Below are 16,615 nucleotides of genomic sequence, written 5' to 3'. Positions count from 1 at the left end.
GCAGCGTCCAGATTGCAGCCCGCTGTCTACGATAACTCGCGAGAGGCGCGCGCATGACCACCGTGTCCGCTCGGGCAAGAGAAGCGCTGGAGTCCTTGCGCCAAGCGGTATCCGATGCACCGGAGCGCAAGCGGCGGCTGGGACAGCATGCCGTGGTGTGGCGGAATCGGCGAGTGGAGCGAATAACTACGTTCGACCCGTACGCTTACGCCGGAAGCCTTCCGCACCGGGCCAGACAGCTCGCGCACCACGCTCCTCCAGGCTACGTCCGATCGGCCATGTCGTGAACACGTGTACGACAGACAGTGCGAACGGGGCGACAGTAACGCCGATTCTCCTGTCGGCTCTCAATGCCGTAGGTGCTCCGGCGCAGGTGCCCGGAACAGCAACCCTCGAGGGGTAATCGCGCTCAGGCCGCGAGTCGAGCCACGCGCCACGCACGTCCACCACGCGCGCGGTTTCGATTCACCCGGCAATGCAATGATGAAGGAGACTGGAACATGCGCACCTAACGTGCGCCAGTGCTCACGCCTCGCGCTGCCTCCACGCTCCTCGCTGCCGTCGCCACGCCGCGCGGCCCCTCCAGTCTCCTCGCCGCCCTCGGGTTCGGCGCGCCCACCCTCCTCGATCGCGCCAGCGCCGCCGCCCTCGGGGTTGGCGACCCGGTCGAGCGCACAGGCGCAGCCCGGCGCGACGGCACGCTCCGCGCCCTCGTGCTGCACGTGCCGCCCCCGTGCGCCACGCGCGACACGGTCGCCACCCTCGCCCCGCGCCTCGCACGCCGCGCCCCGGAGTTCGCGTGGCTCGTGCTCGTCGTCCGCACCGACGGCGCCGAAGCCACACTCGCCACATGGCTCGACGACGGCACCCGCGTGCGCCGCGCCCTGCTCCGCTGGGAACCGCGCCGAGTGCGCGAGAGCGATGCCGAAACGCTGAGCGCCCTCGCCGGGGCGGCCGGCGGCGACGATCCCCTCGTCCACCTGCGCATCCACGAAATCCTCGGCCGCCAGGCGCTGTCGGCCCGCTTCTATCGCGCGCTCGAGGCCGCAGTGGTCTCGCTCGGCGAAGGCGCCACGGGCGCCGCGCCCTCGGCCGCGCGTCGCGAACTCGCACTCACTACCGCGTCACGCCTGCTCTTCCTCTCGTTCCTGCAGTCGCGAGGTTGGCTGGACCGCGATCCCGACTTCCTCGTCCGGCACATGGACGCCGCTCACGACCGCGGCGGACAGGTCCACCGTCGGCTGCTCGACCCGCTGTTCTTCGGCACGCTCAACACGCGCGTCGAGCGCCGAGCCGCGGCGGCGCGCCGACTGGGCGCCGTACCGTTTCTCAATGGTGGCCTCTTTGCGCGCACCCCGCTGGAAGCACGTTACCGCCACGTCCGCTTTCGCGATGAAGAGCTGGCCACACTCTTCGACGACGTGCTCACGCGCTACCGCTTCACGCCGCACGAAGACCGGTCCGACTCCTCCGAGGCCGCGATCGATCCCGAAATGCTCGGTCGCGCCTTCGAGAGCCTCATGGCGTCGCGCGACCGCCGCGACAGCGGGGCCTTCTACACGCCGCATGACCTCGTCGAACGCACCGTGGAGGCAGCGCTCGGCGAACTCCTCGGCGACCGCGGCGTTCCCCCGGAACTGCTCGCGCGCGTGACGTCCGGCGAGCCCCTCGCCGATGACGAGACCGCGGCGCTGCGGCGCGCGCTCACGCCGCTCCGCATCCTCGACCCGGCCTGTGGGTCAGGCGCCTTCCTGGTCCACCTGCTCGACCGCGTCACCACCCTGCGCCAACGCGTGGAGGACGGCGATCGGGCGACGATCACCCGACGGGTGCTCACGCAGTCGATCTTTGGCGTGGACATCAACCCGATGGCGGTGTGGCTGTGCGAACTTCGCCTCTGGCTCGCCACCGTGATCGACCTTCGCATCGACGATCCCCTCGCGGTGCCCCCGCTCCCCAACCTCGACCGGAACATTCGCACCGGCGACGCATTGGACGGCGGCGACTGGATCGACGTGCGGCGTGACCTCCCGGCCGTGCGTCAGCTGCGCGAGCGCTACGCGCGCGCCACCGGACGCCGCAAGGCGCTGCTCGCGCGATCGCTCGACGCCGCGGAACGACGCGCCGCGCTCACAGTGCTCGACCGCAGACTCTCGGCGATCGCCGAAGAGCGCCGCGGCCTGCTCTCGGCCTCCCGCGGGCGCGACCTGTTTGGTGGCCGGCGCGGTTCCGTTGGCTCCGAACGCGAGCGACGGGCCGCGCTCCAGGCCTCGGCACGCGCGTTGCGCGCCCACCGTCGCTCCGTGACCGCGGGCGGCGCCCTGCCCTTTCGATTTGCCTCGCACTTTGCCGATGCCCTGCAGGCCGGCGGGTTCGACCTCGTCATCGGCAACCCGCCGTGGGTGCGCATCCACCGCATCCCGGTGGAGCGGCGCGAGGAGTTCCGCCGCAGCTTCCGCGTCTTCCGCGAGGCCGCGTGGCAGCGGGACACAGGCCCGGCGCCCGCCGGCTTCGCCGCGCAGGTGGACCTTGCCGCGCTCTTCGCCGAGCAGTCGACGCGCCTGGTGCGTCGCGACGGCGTGGTGGCGTTGTTGCTGCCGATGAAACTCTGGCGATCGCTGGCCGGCGGCGGCGTGCGTCACCTGTTGCGAGGTGAACACGAGTTGCGCGTGCTCGAGGACTGGTCCGACGCACCGGCGGCGTTCGATGCCGCAGTGTACCCGTCGCTGGTGGTCGTGCGCCGCGCGCTCCGCGACAACCGCGAGGTGCGCGTCACCGTCCACCGGCGGCGGATCGCCATTTCGTGGCAGGCCCCGTACGACCACCTGGCGTTCGATGGCACCACCGGCGCGCCCTGGATCGTGCTCCCTCCCGATGCCCGCCGATCGTTCTCGCGCCTCGCCGCCGCCGGCACGCCGCTCGAGGCGTCATCACTCGGTGCGCCACTGCTCGGCGTGAAGTGCGGGTGCAACGAAGCGTTCCTCGTGGAAGCGGGCGCTGGCGACAATGACGAAGCCGTGGTGTCGTCGGCCCGCGGCAACGTGCGTGTCGATGCGGCGATGCTGCGCCCCGTGCTGCGCGGCGAACACGTGCGCCGCTGGCATTCGGCTGCCGGCCGCGAGTGCATCGTCTGGACCCACGGCCGCGACGGGCGCCCACTCGCATCGCTGCCCCCGGCAACGACACGATGGTTCGCGCGCTGGCGACGCGAACTCTCCTCACGCGCCGATGCCAGGCCGTCGCAGCCATGGTGGGCGCTCTTCCGCATCGACGGCGCGCGCAATGATCGGCCGCGCGTGGTGTGGGCGGACCTGTCGCGCGGTCCACGCGCCACCGTGCTGCCGGCCGGATCGCCCGTGGTCCCGCTGAATACGTGTTATGTGCTGCCCTGCCGGGACGACACCGACGCGGCCGCGTTCGTGGCGTTGCTCAACTCGCCGCTGGCCGCGGCGTGGCTCGATGCCATCGCCGAGCCCGCGCGCGGCGGGTATCGCCGATACCTGGCGTGGACGATCGCGTGCCTGCCCGTGCCCACCCCCTGGGCGCGCGCGCGCACCGTGCTCGCACCGCTCGGCGCCAGGGGCGTGGAGGGCGAGGTCGTCGGTGACGCCGAATTGCTCGAGGCCACCTGTGCGGCGTACGGCGTGAGCCCGCGCAGCCTCGCACCCCTGGTCTCGTGGCACAAGCGTTAGGCAGCGCGCTCCGATGGGTCGAGGCGTCGATCGCCGGCGCCCGACTGGCGAACGGCGTGGGGCCGCCCCACGACGCCCCCGTCACCGTCGGCACGATCACGCTGCTGCCGCACCAGCGCGAAGCGGTCCGCGTGTGCCGCGCCGCCATCGCCCGCTGGGGCGGCGCCCTCCTCGCCGATCCCGTGGGCACCGGCAAGACCTGGGTCGCGCTCGGGATCGCCGCGTCGTATGCGCACGTCCACATCATCGCCCCGGCGGCGCTGCGCACCCACTGGCGCTCCGCCCTCACGGCCGCGCAACGCTCGGCAACCGTTCAGTCGTTTGATGACGCCTGGCGACGCCCCGCGGGCCCACCCCGTGACGCCCTGATCGTCGTCGACGAGGCGCATCACGCGCGCAATCCGGCCACGCGACGCTTCGACGCGCTGGCCACGCTCGCCTGGGGGCGCGATCTCCTGCTGCTCACCGCCACGCCGATTCACAATCGCGCCGCCGACCTCCACGCGCTCTGCTCACTCTTTCTCGGAGCCCGCGCCCAACACGCGTCGGCGGAGCTCCTCTCGCGCATCGTGTGCCGCCGCCTCGATGCCGCGCCCACGCACCAGCCGGTGGTGGATCCCCCGGACTGGTGCACCCCGGAGGACGACGCCGACACGCTCCGCGCGATTCATCGGCTGCCACCGCCCGTGCCTCCCGCCGACGGCGGCTCCGCGAACGCCCTGGCCACGCTCGGACTCGTCAGGCAGTGGGCCTCGAGCGAGGCCGCGCTCTGTGCCGCGCTTCAACGTCGGCTCGCCATCGGGCTCGCGATGGAGAGCCGCCTCATGCAGGGCGGAACCCTCACCCGGGCTGACCTCCGGCGCTGGGTCATCGACACCAGCACGATCCAGCTCGGCTTCCCGCTCGACCTCGCCACGCCCGGACGAGACCCGGGCACGCTCGACGACCTCGCCACGCCCGGATCGGCGCTGGGCATGCTCGAACAGCTGCGCGGTCACCTCGATGCCGTGCGCGCGCTCCGCGATCGCGTGCGCACCCACGGCTCGGCAGATCGCTGGCGCTGGCAGCGCCTCGCCACGATCGTCGCGCAAGCCGCGCCGGTGCGCGTCGTCTGCTTCACCCACAGTCGCGATACCGCGCGCGCCGCCTTTCGCGCGCTCGCCCAAACCGTCCGCTGCGCGGTCATCGCCGGCACAGAGACGCGCATCGCCTCGGGACGCGCGGACCGCAGGGAGATCCTCGCCCAGTTCACGGCCAACTGCCCCTTGTCGGCGCCCGAGGCCATGCGCGTCGATGTCCTCATCAGCACCGACGTGATGAGCGAAGGCGTGGATCTGCACGACGCCGGCGTGCTCGTGCACCTCGACCTCCCCTGGACCATGGCGCGCCTGGAGCAGCGCGTCGGACGGCTGCGGAGGCTGGGCGCCACACACGATCGCATCCGTCAGCCCGCGTTTGCACCTCCCGGCGGCGCGGCGCGGTTCCTTCGTCTGTCGCAGCGGCTCGCGCGCAAGGCGGGCGTGGCGGCCCGCCTCGTCGGGGCCGATCCCATCGCCGCACTCCTGCATTCCCGCGTTGGATGCGCGGCGGCAGCCTCACCTTCCGATGCCGCGGCGCGATTGCGCGAGGTGCTCCGCCACTGGACCGTCAGCGCAGATCGGCCGGCCGACGCTCTGACAGCGCCCGTCCCGATCGTCGCCGCGCTGGACGGCGACCACACCACCACGGCAAGCGTGGCGCTCGTCGACGCCGGCGAGGGTCCGCACCTCGTGGTGCGCAGCCACGGCACGATCTCCAGCGACCCCGGCGACGTGCTCGCACGGCTCGCCGGTTGTGTGCCACCCGATGACCGCGAGCCGCAGATCAACGATGCCGTTCGGCGTGAGGCGGGCCGCCACGTCGCGGCACTCGACGCGTGGTGCCGACGGCGCGCCCGACATCACGAACTCCTCGGCGACGGACTGGGACCCGTGCAGCGAAGGGCCGTGCGCCGACTCGCACAACTCGGAGCGCGTGTCGACCGCCGCACCCGTCGCGCCCTTGCCCCGCACATCGTCGCGGCAACCCGACTGGTGCAGGAGGCCAGCGGCGTCGGCGTCGAGCGTTGGCTCGACGCGTGGACCCGTCGGGCGGCGCCCGGCGTGCATGCGATCGCCGAGCTGCACGCCACGCTGGCCGCCCGCGCAAGGCCGAGCGCAACGCGCAGCACCCCAGGCGTGCGATGCCTCCTCCTGCTCCTCCCGAGGCGGGTCGCCACCCGCGGGCGATAGATTGGCGAATGCCCTACCGCGTCGTCCTGTTCGACCTCGATGGCACCCTCGCCGATACCATCGAACTGATCGTCCGCTCCGGCCAGCACGCCTTCACCACCGTCCTGGGCTGGTCACCCTCCCGCGAGGAGATCCTCCGCGGACTCGGCCGGCCGCTCGCGTCCCACCTGGGTGACTACGCCAGCTCGGCGCAGCAGCTCGACGCCATCATCGCCGCGTACCGCAGCTTCCAGATGGCCAACCACGACCGCCTCACGCGTCCCTACGCCGGAGTCAACGACGTCGTGCACTGGCTGCGCGACGACGGCCGGCCGCTCGGCGTGGTTACCAGCAAGATCGAAACGCTGGCCCACCGGGCCCTCACCTGCATCGGGATCGATGCGTGCTTCGAGATCGTGGTGGGCCTGGAGTCGACGGCCACCCACAAGCCTGGCCCGGAGCCGGTGCTGTTCGCCATGCAGCGCCTCGGTGCGGCGGCCGCCGAGACGGTGTATGTGGGCGACTCACCCTTCGACCTCGACGCGGCCAACGCCGCAGGCGTCGCGTCCATTGGCGTCACGTGGGGCGCCTTTGGTGAAGCCGACCTCCGCGCTCACCGCCCCACGCACGTGGCGCACTCGGCGTCTGATCTGCGAACGTTGTTGCAGTAGCCGCACACTTCCCAGTCAACGTCGCACCGCATGACCCACGTCGACCGCATCGAGCTCGCCCCCGGATTCACCATCTCCCGCGTCGTCACCGGACTTTGGCAGGTCGCCGACATGGAGCGCGACGGTCGAGCCATCGACCTCGAGGCGACCGCGACGGCGATGGCGCCCTTCGCGGCCGCCGGGTTCACCACGTTCGACATGGCCGACCACTACGGGTCCGCAGAAGACGTGGCAGGGCGCTTCGCGTCACGCGCCGGGACCGGCCCAATCGAACTGTGCACCAAGTGGGTCCCGCGACCCGGCCCTGTCACCCGCGACGACGTCCGCGCAGCGGTCGAGCGAGCGCTCACGCGACTGCGCCGCGACCGCATCGACCTCATGCAGTTCCACGCGTGGAACTACGCCGACCCGTCGTGGCTCGACTGCCTCTTCTGGCTCGACGAACTGCGCACCGAAGGACTCGTCAGGCACCTGGGCCTCACCAACTTCGACACTGCACACCTGCGCATCGTGCTCGCGAGCGGCATCCCGGTCGTGAGCAACCAGCTGTGCTACTCGCTGCTCGATCAGCGCGCCGCGGGACGGATGACCGCGCTCTGCCTGGAACGTGGGGTGAAGCTCCTCGCCTTTGGCACCGTCGCCGGCGGGCTGCTGAGCGATCGATGGCTCGGCAAGCCGGACCCGGACGTGCTCGACACGTGGTCCCAAATGAAGTACCGCCGCTACGTGGGCGAAGCCGGCGGCTGGGACGCGCTGCAGCGGCTCCTCGGCGTGCTCCACGCCCACGCGACACGACTCGGTGTATCCATCGCCAACCTCGCCTGCCGGTACATGCTCGACCAGCCGGCAGTCGGCGGCATCATCGTGGGCGCGCGACTGGGTGAGGCCGAGCACATCCGCGACAACGCGCGCCTGTTCGCCTTCGAGATCGACGCCGAGGCGCGGTGCGAGATCGCCAGGGTGCTCGCGGACCTCCGCACGATCCCCGGCGACTGCGGCGATGAGTATCGCAAGCCACCTTACCTCACCGCCAGCGGGGATCTGAGTCACCACCTCGATGCGTTCCCGCCCCCGTATCCCGTGCAGCGGCGCGACGACCGGCAGATCGCGCTTAGCGGCACGTCATGGGAAGCCCTGGCCGGATTCAGTCGCGCGGTGCGCACCGGGTCGACGATTCGGGTCTCCGGCACGACCGCTACGCACCGCGACGGTGTGGTCGGCGGCACCGACCCCGCGGCCCAGGCGCATGCGATCATCGACCGGATCGAGGGCGCCATCCAGTCGCTTGGCGGACGGCTCGCCGACGTGGTGCGCACGCGCGTATACGTGCGGCGTCTGGAGGACTGGGAAGCGGTCGCCCGCGCACACGGCGAGCGCTTTCGCACGATCCAGCCGGCCAACACGCTCGTGCGGGCCGACCTCGTGGGAGACGAATACCTCGTGGAAATGGAAGCCGAGGCGATCGTCGGATCGTAGCCGACTGGCACGCGGCCGCGCCGGGGGCGACCTTGCAGCACACCCGCGTTCCGTGCCTCGAACCCTCCGATCGGCCGCCTGTATCCAGGAGAAGTCGAGGTGGATCTGGTGTCTCGCTCCGGTTCCCGACTCTCGATGATACACCACCGATTTGCCCTCCTCGCTGCCGTCCTGCTCGCCATCGGTTGTCGCCCGCTGGCGCAGCCGTCTTCCGCCAGCGACCCGTCGCCCGTGCTGAGGGTCTACAGTTCGGCAACCGGCCGGCCGATGGCGTTCGATGCCTTTGCCCGTGAGGTGGCCGCCGCCGACGTCGTGTTCTTTGGCGAACAGCACGACGACCCGGTCACGCACGCGGCCGAACTTGCGCTGCTCGCAGCCATTGGCGCGGTGCGACCCAACCTGGTGTTGTCGCTCGAGATGTTCGAGCGCGACGTGCAGGGCCCGCTCGACGACTACCTCGCCGGCCGCACGGACGAATCGGCGTTCCTGAGCATCGCGCGCCCCTGGGAGCGATACGCGACCGACTATCGCGGCATGGTTGAGCTGGCCCGGGTGCGCGGCTGGCCTGTCGTGGCGTCGAACGTGCCGCGCCGGATCGCGGCCGTGGTGAGCCGGGCGGGACTCACCGCGCTTGACACCATCCCCACCGCCGATCGTCGCTGGATCGCGCGCGACCACCAGTGCCCGCGTGACGACGAGTATTTCACGCGGTTTGCCGAGCAGATGCGTGGCCACGGCAGCGGTGGCCCGGCCGACGCGCCCGACACCGAGGCCATGCGCGCCATGACGGTGCGCTTCTATGAAGCGCAGTGCGTGAAGGACGAAGCGATGGGTGAAGCGGTGGCGGACGCACTGGCGCGCGCCGGCCGCGGCGCTATCGTGGTGCATTACGACGGCGCGTTCCACTCGGACTATGGTCTCGGTACCGCCGCGCGGCTACGCCGTCGCGCGCCCGCGGCGCGGACGGTGGTGGTGAGCGCCATCCCCGTCGCATCGCTCGACCAGGTGGATCTCGCCGCGCATCGCCGGCGCGGCGACTACATCGTGTTCACGCGGCGACTGGCGGCTCCGGCCACCGGGAGGTAGCGATGGTCCAACAGGGACATGCCGGACCCATTCTGCCGACCGAAGAACCCACACTCGGCGCGCAGTTGCACCGCTTGTCGCTCCTGCTTTCCGACGCGCAGGCGGCGATCGCGTGCGGGGCCGGAGCGGTCATCGCGGCGGCAGTCCTCACGTTTGCACCCTCGTGGTGGCGCGTCGCGCTCGGCGGCGTGGCGATCGCGTCATTCGGGGCGTGGATCGTCCTCGAACGCAGTGGGAGTGAGCGAGCATGGCGCCGGGTCGTGCAGGGCATGGCGATCGTCGCGGGCACGGGCAGCGTGTTCGCGATCGCGCTCTCGCTCCTCACGCCGATGCTGGGCATCTGGATATCCTAGTCCGACGAACCTGTCGATCCTGACGATCGCGTCGCCGTCCGTGCTGACCAACAATCGGCAGCTGTTCGCGAAGCGCTCAGGCCATCGCGATTCGGCACGACGCCCGCGGCTAGAATCTCGCCCGAAGTCCGGCCCTGAGTGTGCGCCCGGGGACGATCGTCACGTTGTCGGGTTCCCCGGTCTGCACGTTGAGCAGGTTCTCCCCGGCAAAGACGGCGCCGAGCGATGCCGTGATCTCGCGCGTGAACGCGGCGCGCAGGCGCGTCACGCCGCGGTAGCGCCGCCAGTACGAACGCAGCGCATCGCCGCCGGGCATGGAGGAAGGCGTTCGAGAGAGATCACCCGAAAGCGCGAGCCAGTCGTAGTTCACCCAGTCTGACGCGCGCGCGATGGCACCGGACCCCGACCACCCGCGCCCGAGCCACGACGCGGTGAGGCTGACGGTGCGTGTCGGCACCTGCAGGACGCGATCGCCAGCACGCAGGTCGCCGGAATAGCCGCTGGCGACGCGCTGCACACGACTGTCGGTGAGCCCGAGGGCGCCGTCGAGCGCGAGCGCTCCAAGCGTCACTCGGCTCTCGACCTCCCATCCGGTGTTGGTGATCGCGCCGACGTTCTGCCACTGATAGACCAGGCGCCCGCTCGCCGAACTCATGGCGGCCACCGGCTGCACCAGGTTGGTCGCACGCTGGTCATAGCGTGTAATGTGCGCTGAGACGCGTGAACCGACGCTCACATCGGCGCCGTATTCGATGCCCGCTTGTTCTTCAGGCTCGAGCGAGAGGATGGCCGGCGCGCGACCGCCCCAGGGCGTGGGCCGGAGCGCGGCACGCGCCGGTGATATCGCCTTGCCGTACGCGGTGCGGAGCGTGATGGCCGCCGGTCCGACCTGTCGCCGGACGGCCGCGCCGAGTGACGGAAGCGCCGCGACGCCACTCAGGATGGTGAAGCCCGCATTGCGTTCGAGGCGCAGCCCGCCGGCGAGGGTCACGACGCGGCCCAGCGAAACATCGGCGTGTGCACTCGCTCCGGAGGTACTGCGCCACACCGGCGCCAGCGCTCCCAGCGATCGATCGCCTGCACTGCCTAACGACGCATCGCGCAGCGCCGAGTGATCGGCTCCGATGGCCACGCGTGACGCGATCCGGCGCTCATCGCCGAGTTGGGTCACGGCGGACCAGCGAGCACTGAGCCGATCCGCGCCGCCTGACGCCGCGAGGAGCGCCGAGTCTCCGGGGGTGCGCAGCATGCCGGGTACGAGCGCGACGTTGTCGAGGCGATAGCCGTCGACACCGGCCACGAGCGCGTGCGTCCATCGCTCCGCCTGCACCGTCCACGTGCCGCCCACGGTGTATTGCGTCACGTCCTGCGCCGCCGCCGAGTCAGCGACGGGCGGAGCCGACGCCGTGGGCCCCGTTGAGGTGGTGCTCCCGTTGCCGTTTCCGTTCGACCCCGGCGCCACGCTCATGACGGGCAGGATGTCCGGGAGGAGCGGGCTCGCGGCATTGCCGGCCCGCTGGCCGACGACCCGGGCGGTAAGCTGCAGCCGACTTGTGGACCCGGTGAACGCGGCCCCAAGCGAGGCCTGCACCTGACGCGAAAAGGCGCCGGGAATGAACGCGCCAATGGTGGACGTCGAAAGTCCAAGTCCCAGCGAGCGCGCGGCGTCGCCGAACTGCGCCCCGAGCGCGTGGTCCTGCACGAACGCGCCGAGGGGTGAATAGCGGCTCTCGGCAATACCCGCCGTGCTGCGGAGCCACACACGGCGGCCGTCGCGCAGGCCGGCCGCGACGCGCGTGGTGATGTTGATGACGCCACCGATCGCACCCGCGCCGTAGAGCGCGGCGCCCTGTGGCCCGCGAATCACCTCGACGTGCGCGACCTGATCGGTCGCGAGCTGCGCAAGAAAGACCGGGTTCGCCACCTCGATCCCGTCGACGTAGACCTTGGGATAGTTCGCGCCGAACGAGCTCGCGCCGCGCAACGAGGCCATCCCGCCGCCGATCGCCGTGGGCGTCGTGCTCCACATCCACAGACCGGGGACGGCGCCACTCAGCGCCTGCGCCACCGTGGGCGATCCCGTGGCCTCGAGTTGATCGCTCACCACGACCGATCGAGAAATCGTCGCGTTTTCGGTGGGCGCGCCGCTGACTGGCTGCTCCACAACGACGACCGGCGCCAGCTGCGCCGTCGCCAGCGCGGCCGCTGCCGGTTCCGCGGTCATTGCCGGCCGCACCAGGGCGAGCACCACGCGATCCGTACCGGCAATGACGGGTTTGAGTCGACTGCCGTCGAGCCACTGCGTCAGCGCGTCGCCAAGCTGAACCCGCGCCGTTCCCGCGCACACGGTGCGATCGCGCGGAAGGAGGTCGGCCTGGTAGGTGAAGTGCACACGAGCGGCTGCGCCCGCGCGCTCGATGGCCACCTGTATGCTGACCGGGCCGTCACCAACTACCACCTGCCGGTCGAGCGGCGATGGCCAGCTGGCGGACGACGACGACGGAACCCTCAGGCACGACGACTGCGCCCCCGCAGAAACAAGGGGCGCAGACAGCAACGCGCTGATGAACACCAGCCGCTTCGTCATGTCGCCACGTGCAGGTCCTCTCCACCGCCTGACACCGCGAGGTCACGCGCGTGACCCCACACCGCTCCCGTCTCGCGTTTCTATCGACCGCTCCTCACCACGACCGTATCCCCGCGCCGATCCACCCGCCCACCAACCGTGAGCGCCAGTTCCTGAGCTACGCCGCCCAGCGATGCACGGTTCACGTCGATCGATACCTTCGTCCGCGCCAGCGCCGGCTCATCCACCCGAATCTCCAACCCGAACCATCGCTGAACGGTTTCCGCGACTTCCGAGAGAGGGACATCGCGGAACCTCAGCTGCCCCGACACCCACGAGGCCGCATCGGCCGCCACGGTCCCGCGCGTCGGCGCTTCGACCAGGCCACCCGCCACCACCGTTTCGTCACCCTGATGCAGGAGCACGGCCTCGGAGTCGGCCTGCGCCGCCCCGCGCACGAGCACCGCCCCCTCGAACACCTGCACCCGTACCCCGGACGCGGACGAGTGGTGCACCGTGAACTCCGTGCCCACGTCGCGCACGGCGGCGTCACCAGCCAGCACCACGAAGGGCCGCTGCGCATCGTGGACCGCCCGGAACCAGCCCTGACCGGTCAGCCTGACCTCCCGCGACGCCGTTCCATAGCTGCCAGCGACGACCAGTTGGCTCCCAGGAGCGAGGACCGCCATGCTACCGTCCCCAAGCGTCACCGAATCCGGCGCACCGAGCGACGCGGTGTAGGTGGCAGCGGCCGGCCCGGACCCGGTCGCGCCGGTCGCGGAGACCTTCTTCCACACGGCCGTGCTTACCGCAATCAGGGCAAGGACGGCCGCCATCTGCCAACCGACGGTGAATCGCGTGCGCGGCGCACGCGCGACCCCCGCTGACCTTGGGCTCCGCCGGCCAAGCCGGAGCGGCGCGTTCGAGTCCAAACCCGCCACCGCACGCGTGCGTCGGAGCGCGCCCTCCACGTCGAGATCCGTCGGCACCTCGGCCGGGGCCATTTCGGCGAGCCGATCGAGCGCGTCGAGCACGGCAAGATCCTCGGGGTGCGCATCGAGCCAGTCCTGCATGCGCTGGCGCTCGCCGGCATCCCCCTCTCCGGCAACGTGTCTCGCGAGCGCTTCCCAGTCGGGCGGGCTACCCGATGCCGAGTGGTCAGGGGTGGAAGCGGTCATGCCAGATGTTACACGGGAACCAGCGCCAACCCTAGGCGACCACGGCAATCGTCCCTGATGGTACGATCCCTCCCGTTTGACTGGACGGCACACCCGCCAACCGTCGGTCGCGCGCTGTGCCGAGGTTGCATAAGATGCACCGCCAATGGCAGCCCTCGACCCGGCCCAGCACGAGGCTCTTCTCGAACGACTCCGACTCGGCGACGAGCACGCGTTCGACCTGATCTTTCGCACGTGGTATGCGCCGCTGGTGCAGTTCGCCGAGCGCATGCTCCGCGAGCGCGAGGCCGCCGAGGAGACCGTGCAGGACGTGATGCTCGAACTCTGGAAGCGGCGTGAGACACTCGTGATTCAGGGGTCGCCGCAGGCATATCTGTTCCAATCGACGCGGAACCGGGCGCTCAACCGGTTGCGTCATCTGCGCGTGGAGAACCGAGAGGAGTTCGACACGGACACGCTGCCTGCCACGAGCAACACCGACGCATCGGCTTCGGAGCAGGAGATCGAAGCAGCGCTGCGCAGCGCCATCGAATCGCTTCCGCCGCGCTGCCGGCAGGTCTTCGAGATGAACCGGATGCAGGGTCTCAAGTATGCCGAGGTGGCCGGCGCGCTGGGCATTTCGGTGAAAGCCGTGGAGGCACACATGGCGCGCGCACTCCGCACGCTGCGCGAACGGCTGGCCCCCTGGCTCCCCCGCGGCCGGACGCTGTAACCCCGGGCGCGACGCCGAAGCCAAGAGCGCGTTCGACGTCCGCGCAGACCTGCGGAGTAGTGCACTGCCGGCGGAAGGATCGGGAGGATGCAGGGAGCCCCGTCCGGCGCAACCGGACACGCCGCGCCACGTAGGGAAGGATTCAAACCCTTTGCCGCGCCTCGCTATCCAACGAGGTGAGCAGGCAAGGACCGGCCTTTGGCATCGACGGTGGCGGAACAGGAACGCGAATCTCTCACCTCAGAGAGTGACGCACCCGACGTAGCGCTGGCCGCGACGGGTGATCGCCAGGCGTTCGAGCGACTGTACCGCCAGCACGTCGGCCGCGTCTTTGCCCTCTGCGCGCGAATGGCCAACGACCGATCGCACGCCGAGGAGCTCACGCAGGACGTGTTCGTGCGGGTATGGGAGAAGTTGGCCCAGTTTCGCGGTGAGTCGGCGTTCTCGACCTGGCTGCACCGGTTGGCGGTCAACCTTGTCCTGAACGCTCGGAAGTCGGAGGGGCGGGTGCGGTCGAGATTCGACGATGACCAGGACGGGCTGGACGCGCTTCCCGGTCGGACATCGACGTCGGCGCCCGGGGCGTCGATCGACCTTGAAGCGGCCATCGCGCTACTGCCGCGCGGGGCTCGCCGGATCTTTGTTCTTCACGACGTCGAGGGCTTCAAGCACGAGGAGATCGCAGGTATGCTCTCCATTACGGCCGGAGGCAGCAAGGCTCAGCTCCATCGGGCACGCATGCTCCTTCGCGAGGCATTGCAACGATGACGCACACCAATCTGACGTGCGACGCTTTCGAGGCGCGGCTCCCCGATTACCTCGAGGGGGTGCTCGACGACTCGTCGCTCGCCGACGCCGAGCTTCACCTGGCGTCATGTGCCGCGTGCCGTTCGCTCGTGCGCGACCTGCGCGTCATCGTGGCCCAGGCGGCAGCGCTGCCGGGTCTCACGCCGTCCCGCGATCTGTGGCCGGAGATCGAGGCGCGCACGGGCACCGTGGTGGTTTCCCTCCCATCACACCGATCAGCCGCGCCGGCATTCAATCGTTGGAGGCTCGGCGCCATCGCGGCGGCGCTGGTCGGCATCACGGCGATTTCCACGTGGGCCGTCGCGACGCGTCGCACAACGGATGCGCCCGCCGTCGTGGCCGACGCGGACCGCGCCCCTCGACTCACGCCGGGCGCCGCCTCCGACTCCGCGTTGGTGGCCGAGGTGCCGCCCGTCACGGTGCCGGGGGGCTCGCCGATCGAGTCTGCCGTGACGCCGGTGTCGAACGCGCCGCGCACCCCTCGTCCCGACGCGAGCACCACGTACACCAGCGAAATCGAGCGTCTGCGCCGCGTCGTGAGCGAGCGTGAAGACGCGCTCGACCCGGCCACGGTCGCCATCCTCGAGAGCAGCATCGCCACGATCGACCGCGCCATCGCCGAAGCCCGCCGCGCGCTGGAGCGCGATCCGGCGAGCCGTTTTCTCTCGCAGCAAGTGGACAGGTCGCTCGAACGCAAACTGAGCCTGCTGCGCCGCGCCGCGCTCCTTTCGCCGACGACCTGACGCTGATCACCTATGACCCGCCGCACACTCCTCTCTGTCGTCATCGCCACCGTGGCCGTGGCGCGACCGGCGACCGCACAGTCGGTTGAACGCAACTTCGAACGATTGGCCGAGTCCATCGCGGCGGCCGCCGAACGCATGGCGAGCCGCGTGGAACGACACGCCACGTCGCTCGCGAGCCGCATCGAAGCCGAGTTCGAGCGTCAGGGCCGGCTTCGTGACCGCGACGACGATGACCGATCGGATCGGCAGCTCGAGCACCAGGCGCAGCGCATCGACACGACGTTTGCCTTCTCCGGCACCGGCGTCATCGACGTGTCGAGCGCCTTTGGCGACATCGTCGTCACCGGATGGGAGCGCCGCGAGGCCCGCATCAAGGCATCCACCGGACGCGGTCGTCTGGAGTACGAACTCAGCTCGTCGCGGATCATCATCGAGCAGCGCAGCGGTGGCCGCACGGACCGAGACATCGACTCGCGCTACGAGATCAGCATTCCGCGCGGGGCACGGCTGATCCTCCACTCCACGTCGGGCGACATCGAGGTGCGCAACGCCGGCGGCGAGGTGGAGGTGAGCAGCACCAGCGGCGACGTGACGGTGGCCGGGTCGTCGGGGCGCGTGGACGCGAACACGGTGTCCGGCGACCTCACACTGCGCGACATCAAGGGCAACGTCGACGGGAACACCGTCAGCGGTTCGATCGAAGCGACCGGCCTCGAGGGCGACATTCATCTCGGCAGCACGTCGGGCGACCTGTTCGTGAGCGACGCGCGCGGGCGTGACGTGGAGCTGTCGACCACGAGCGGCGAGGTCTCCTACGCCGGCACCGTGGACGCCAACGGGCGCTACGAGTTCAATTCCCACTCCGGCACGATCAACCTCGCGATCCCGGCGGGCACGAACGCCAGGTTCAGTGTCGAAACATTCAGCGGCGAGATCGACTCCGACTTCCCGATCACGCTGCAACCCGGCGACCGGACCTCGAGCCGTCCGCGCCGTTTCGAGTTCAACCTGGGGGCCGGCGGCCCCCGCATCATCGCCGAGTCGTTCAGCGGCGACGTCGAAATCCGTAAGCGTTAGGC

General features: G+C 70.5%; 12 protein-coding genes. 10 read left to right on the top strand and 2 right to left on the bottom strand.

The window, feature by feature from the left end; all coding sequences use genetic code 11:
- The first annotated feature begins 521 nt into the window (after positions 1-521).
- The 6 genes from IT361_07265 to IT361_07240 all read left to right on the top strand — a co-directional run bounded on the left by IT361_07265 (position 522) and on the right by IT361_07240 (position 9,527).
- Positions 522-3,692, top strand: a complete 3,171-nt coding sequence (locus IT361_07265; GenBank protein ID MCC6317481.1) for an N-6 DNA methylase — start codon at positions 522-524, stop codon at positions 3,690-3,692.
- Positions 3,677-5,962, top strand: a complete 2,286-nt coding sequence (locus IT361_07260) for a DEAD/DEAH box helicase (protein ID MCC6317480.1) — start codon at positions 3,677-3,679, stop codon at positions 5,960-5,962. Before IT361_07265 ends, IT361_07260 begins: the two co-directional genes overlap by 16 nt.
- Positions 5,963-5,970: 8 nt before the next feature.
- Positions 5,971-6,612 (top strand): HAD-IA family hydrolase, encoded by a 642-nt coding sequence (locus IT361_07255; GenBank protein ID MCC6317479.1) that lies wholly within the window; start codon positions 5,971-5,973, stop codon positions 6,610-6,612.
- A 30-nt stretch (positions 6,613-6,642) separates the two neighbouring features.
- Complete coding sequence (locus tag IT361_07250; GenBank protein MCC6317478.1) at positions 6,643-8,088, top strand: aldo/keto reductase; 1,446 nt, start codon at positions 6,643-6,645, stop codon at positions 8,086-8,088.
- Between the two features lie 135 nt (positions 8,089-8,223).
- On the top strand, positions 8,224-9,174 hold the full coding sequence (locus IT361_07245) for a ChaN family lipoprotein (protein MCC6317477.1): 951 nt from the start codon (positions 8,224-8,226) through the stop codon (positions 9,172-9,174).
- Positions 9,175-9,176: 2 nt separating this feature from the next.
- On the top strand, positions 9,177-9,527 hold the full coding sequence (locus tag IT361_07240) for a hypothetical protein (protein MCC6317476.1): 351 nt from the start codon (positions 9,177-9,179) through the stop codon (positions 9,525-9,527).
- 109 nt (positions 9,528-9,636) lie between these two features.
- Here the strand turns inward: IT361_07240 and IT361_07235 are convergent, their stop codons facing one another.
- Positions 9,637-12,114, bottom strand: coding sequence for a TonB-dependent receptor (locus tag IT361_07235; GenBank protein ID MCC6317475.1), 2,478 nt, complete (start codon positions 12,112-12,114; stop codon positions 9,637-9,639).
- Between the two features lie 80 nt (positions 12,115-12,194).
- A complete protein-coding gene (locus IT361_07230) occupies positions 12,195-13,271 on the bottom strand; it encodes a FecR domain-containing protein (protein MCC6317474.1) in 1,077 nt (358 codons plus the stop codon).
- 145 nt (positions 13,272-13,416) lie between these two features.
- Here IT361_07230 and IT361_07225 point away from each other — a divergent pair, with 145 nt between their 5' ends.
- The 4 genes from IT361_07225 to IT361_07210 all read left to right on the top strand — a co-directional run bounded on the left by IT361_07225 (position 13,417) and on the right by IT361_07210 (position 16,613).
- Positions 13,417-13,983, top strand: coding sequence for an RNA polymerase sigma-70 factor (locus tag IT361_07225; protein ID MCC6317473.1), 567 nt, complete (start codon positions 13,417-13,419; stop codon positions 13,981-13,983).
- A 210-nt stretch (positions 13,984-14,193) separates the two neighbouring features.
- Complete coding sequence (locus tag IT361_07220; GenBank protein ID MCC6317472.1) at positions 14,194-14,751, top strand: RNA polymerase sigma factor; 558 nt, start codon at positions 14,194-14,196, stop codon at positions 14,749-14,751.
- Positions 14,748-15,533, top strand: coding sequence for a zf-HC2 domain-containing protein (locus IT361_07215; protein ID MCC6317471.1), 786 nt, complete (start codon positions 14,748-14,750; stop codon positions 15,531-15,533). Before IT361_07220 ends, IT361_07215 begins: the two co-directional genes overlap by 4 nt.
- 12 nt (positions 15,534-15,545) lie before the next feature.
- Entirely contained in the window at positions 15,546-16,613 is a 1,068-nt protein-coding gene (locus IT361_07210; GenBank protein ID MCC6317470.1) for a DUF4097 family beta strand repeat protein, read from the top strand.
- Positions 16,614-16,615: the final 2 nt, after the last annotated feature.

The sequence above is a fragment of the Gemmatimonadaceae bacterium genome, from assembly GCA_020846935.1.
In the GTDB taxonomy this organism is placed as follows: Bacteria; Gemmatimonadota; Gemmatimonadetes; order Gemmatimonadales; family Gemmatimonadaceae; genus RBC101.
This window is presented reverse-complemented; position numbering and strand designations above follow the sequence as displayed.

Bases quoted from the DNA above. Each gene is read 5' to 3' on its own strand.
- IT361_07255 (MCC6317479.1), top strand. From the start codon at position 5,971: ATGCCCTACCGCGTCGTCCTGTTCGACCTCGATGGCACCCTCGCCGAT.
- IT361_07250 (MCC6317478.1), top strand. From the start codon at position 6,643: ATGACCCACGTCGACCGCATCGAGCTCGCCCCCGGATTCACCATCTCC.
- IT361_07245 (MCC6317477.1), top strand. From the start codon at position 8,224: ATGATACACCACCGATTTGCCCTCCTCGCTGCCGTCCTGCTCGCCATC.
- IT361_07240 (MCC6317476.1), top strand. From the start codon at position 9,177: ATGGTCCAACAGGGACATGCCGGACCCATTCTGCCGACCGAAGAACCC.
- IT361_07235 (MCC6317475.1), bottom strand. From the start codon at position 12,114: ATGACGAAGCGGCTGGTGTTCATCAGCGCGTTGCTGTCTGCGCCCCTT.
- IT361_07230 (MCC6317474.1), bottom strand. From the start codon at position 13,271: ATGACCGCTTCCACCCCTGACCACTCGGCATCGGGTAGCCCGCCCGAC.
- IT361_07225 (MCC6317473.1), top strand. From the start codon at position 13,417: ATGGCAGCCCTCGACCCGGCCCAGCACGAGGCTCTTCTCGAACGACTC.
- IT361_07215 (MCC6317471.1), top strand. From the start codon at position 14,748: ATGACGCACACCAATCTGACGTGCGACGCTTTCGAGGCGCGGCTCCCC.
- IT361_07210 (MCC6317470.1), top strand. From the start codon at position 15,546: ATGACCCGCCGCACACTCCTCTCTGTCGTCATCGCCACCGTGGCCGTG.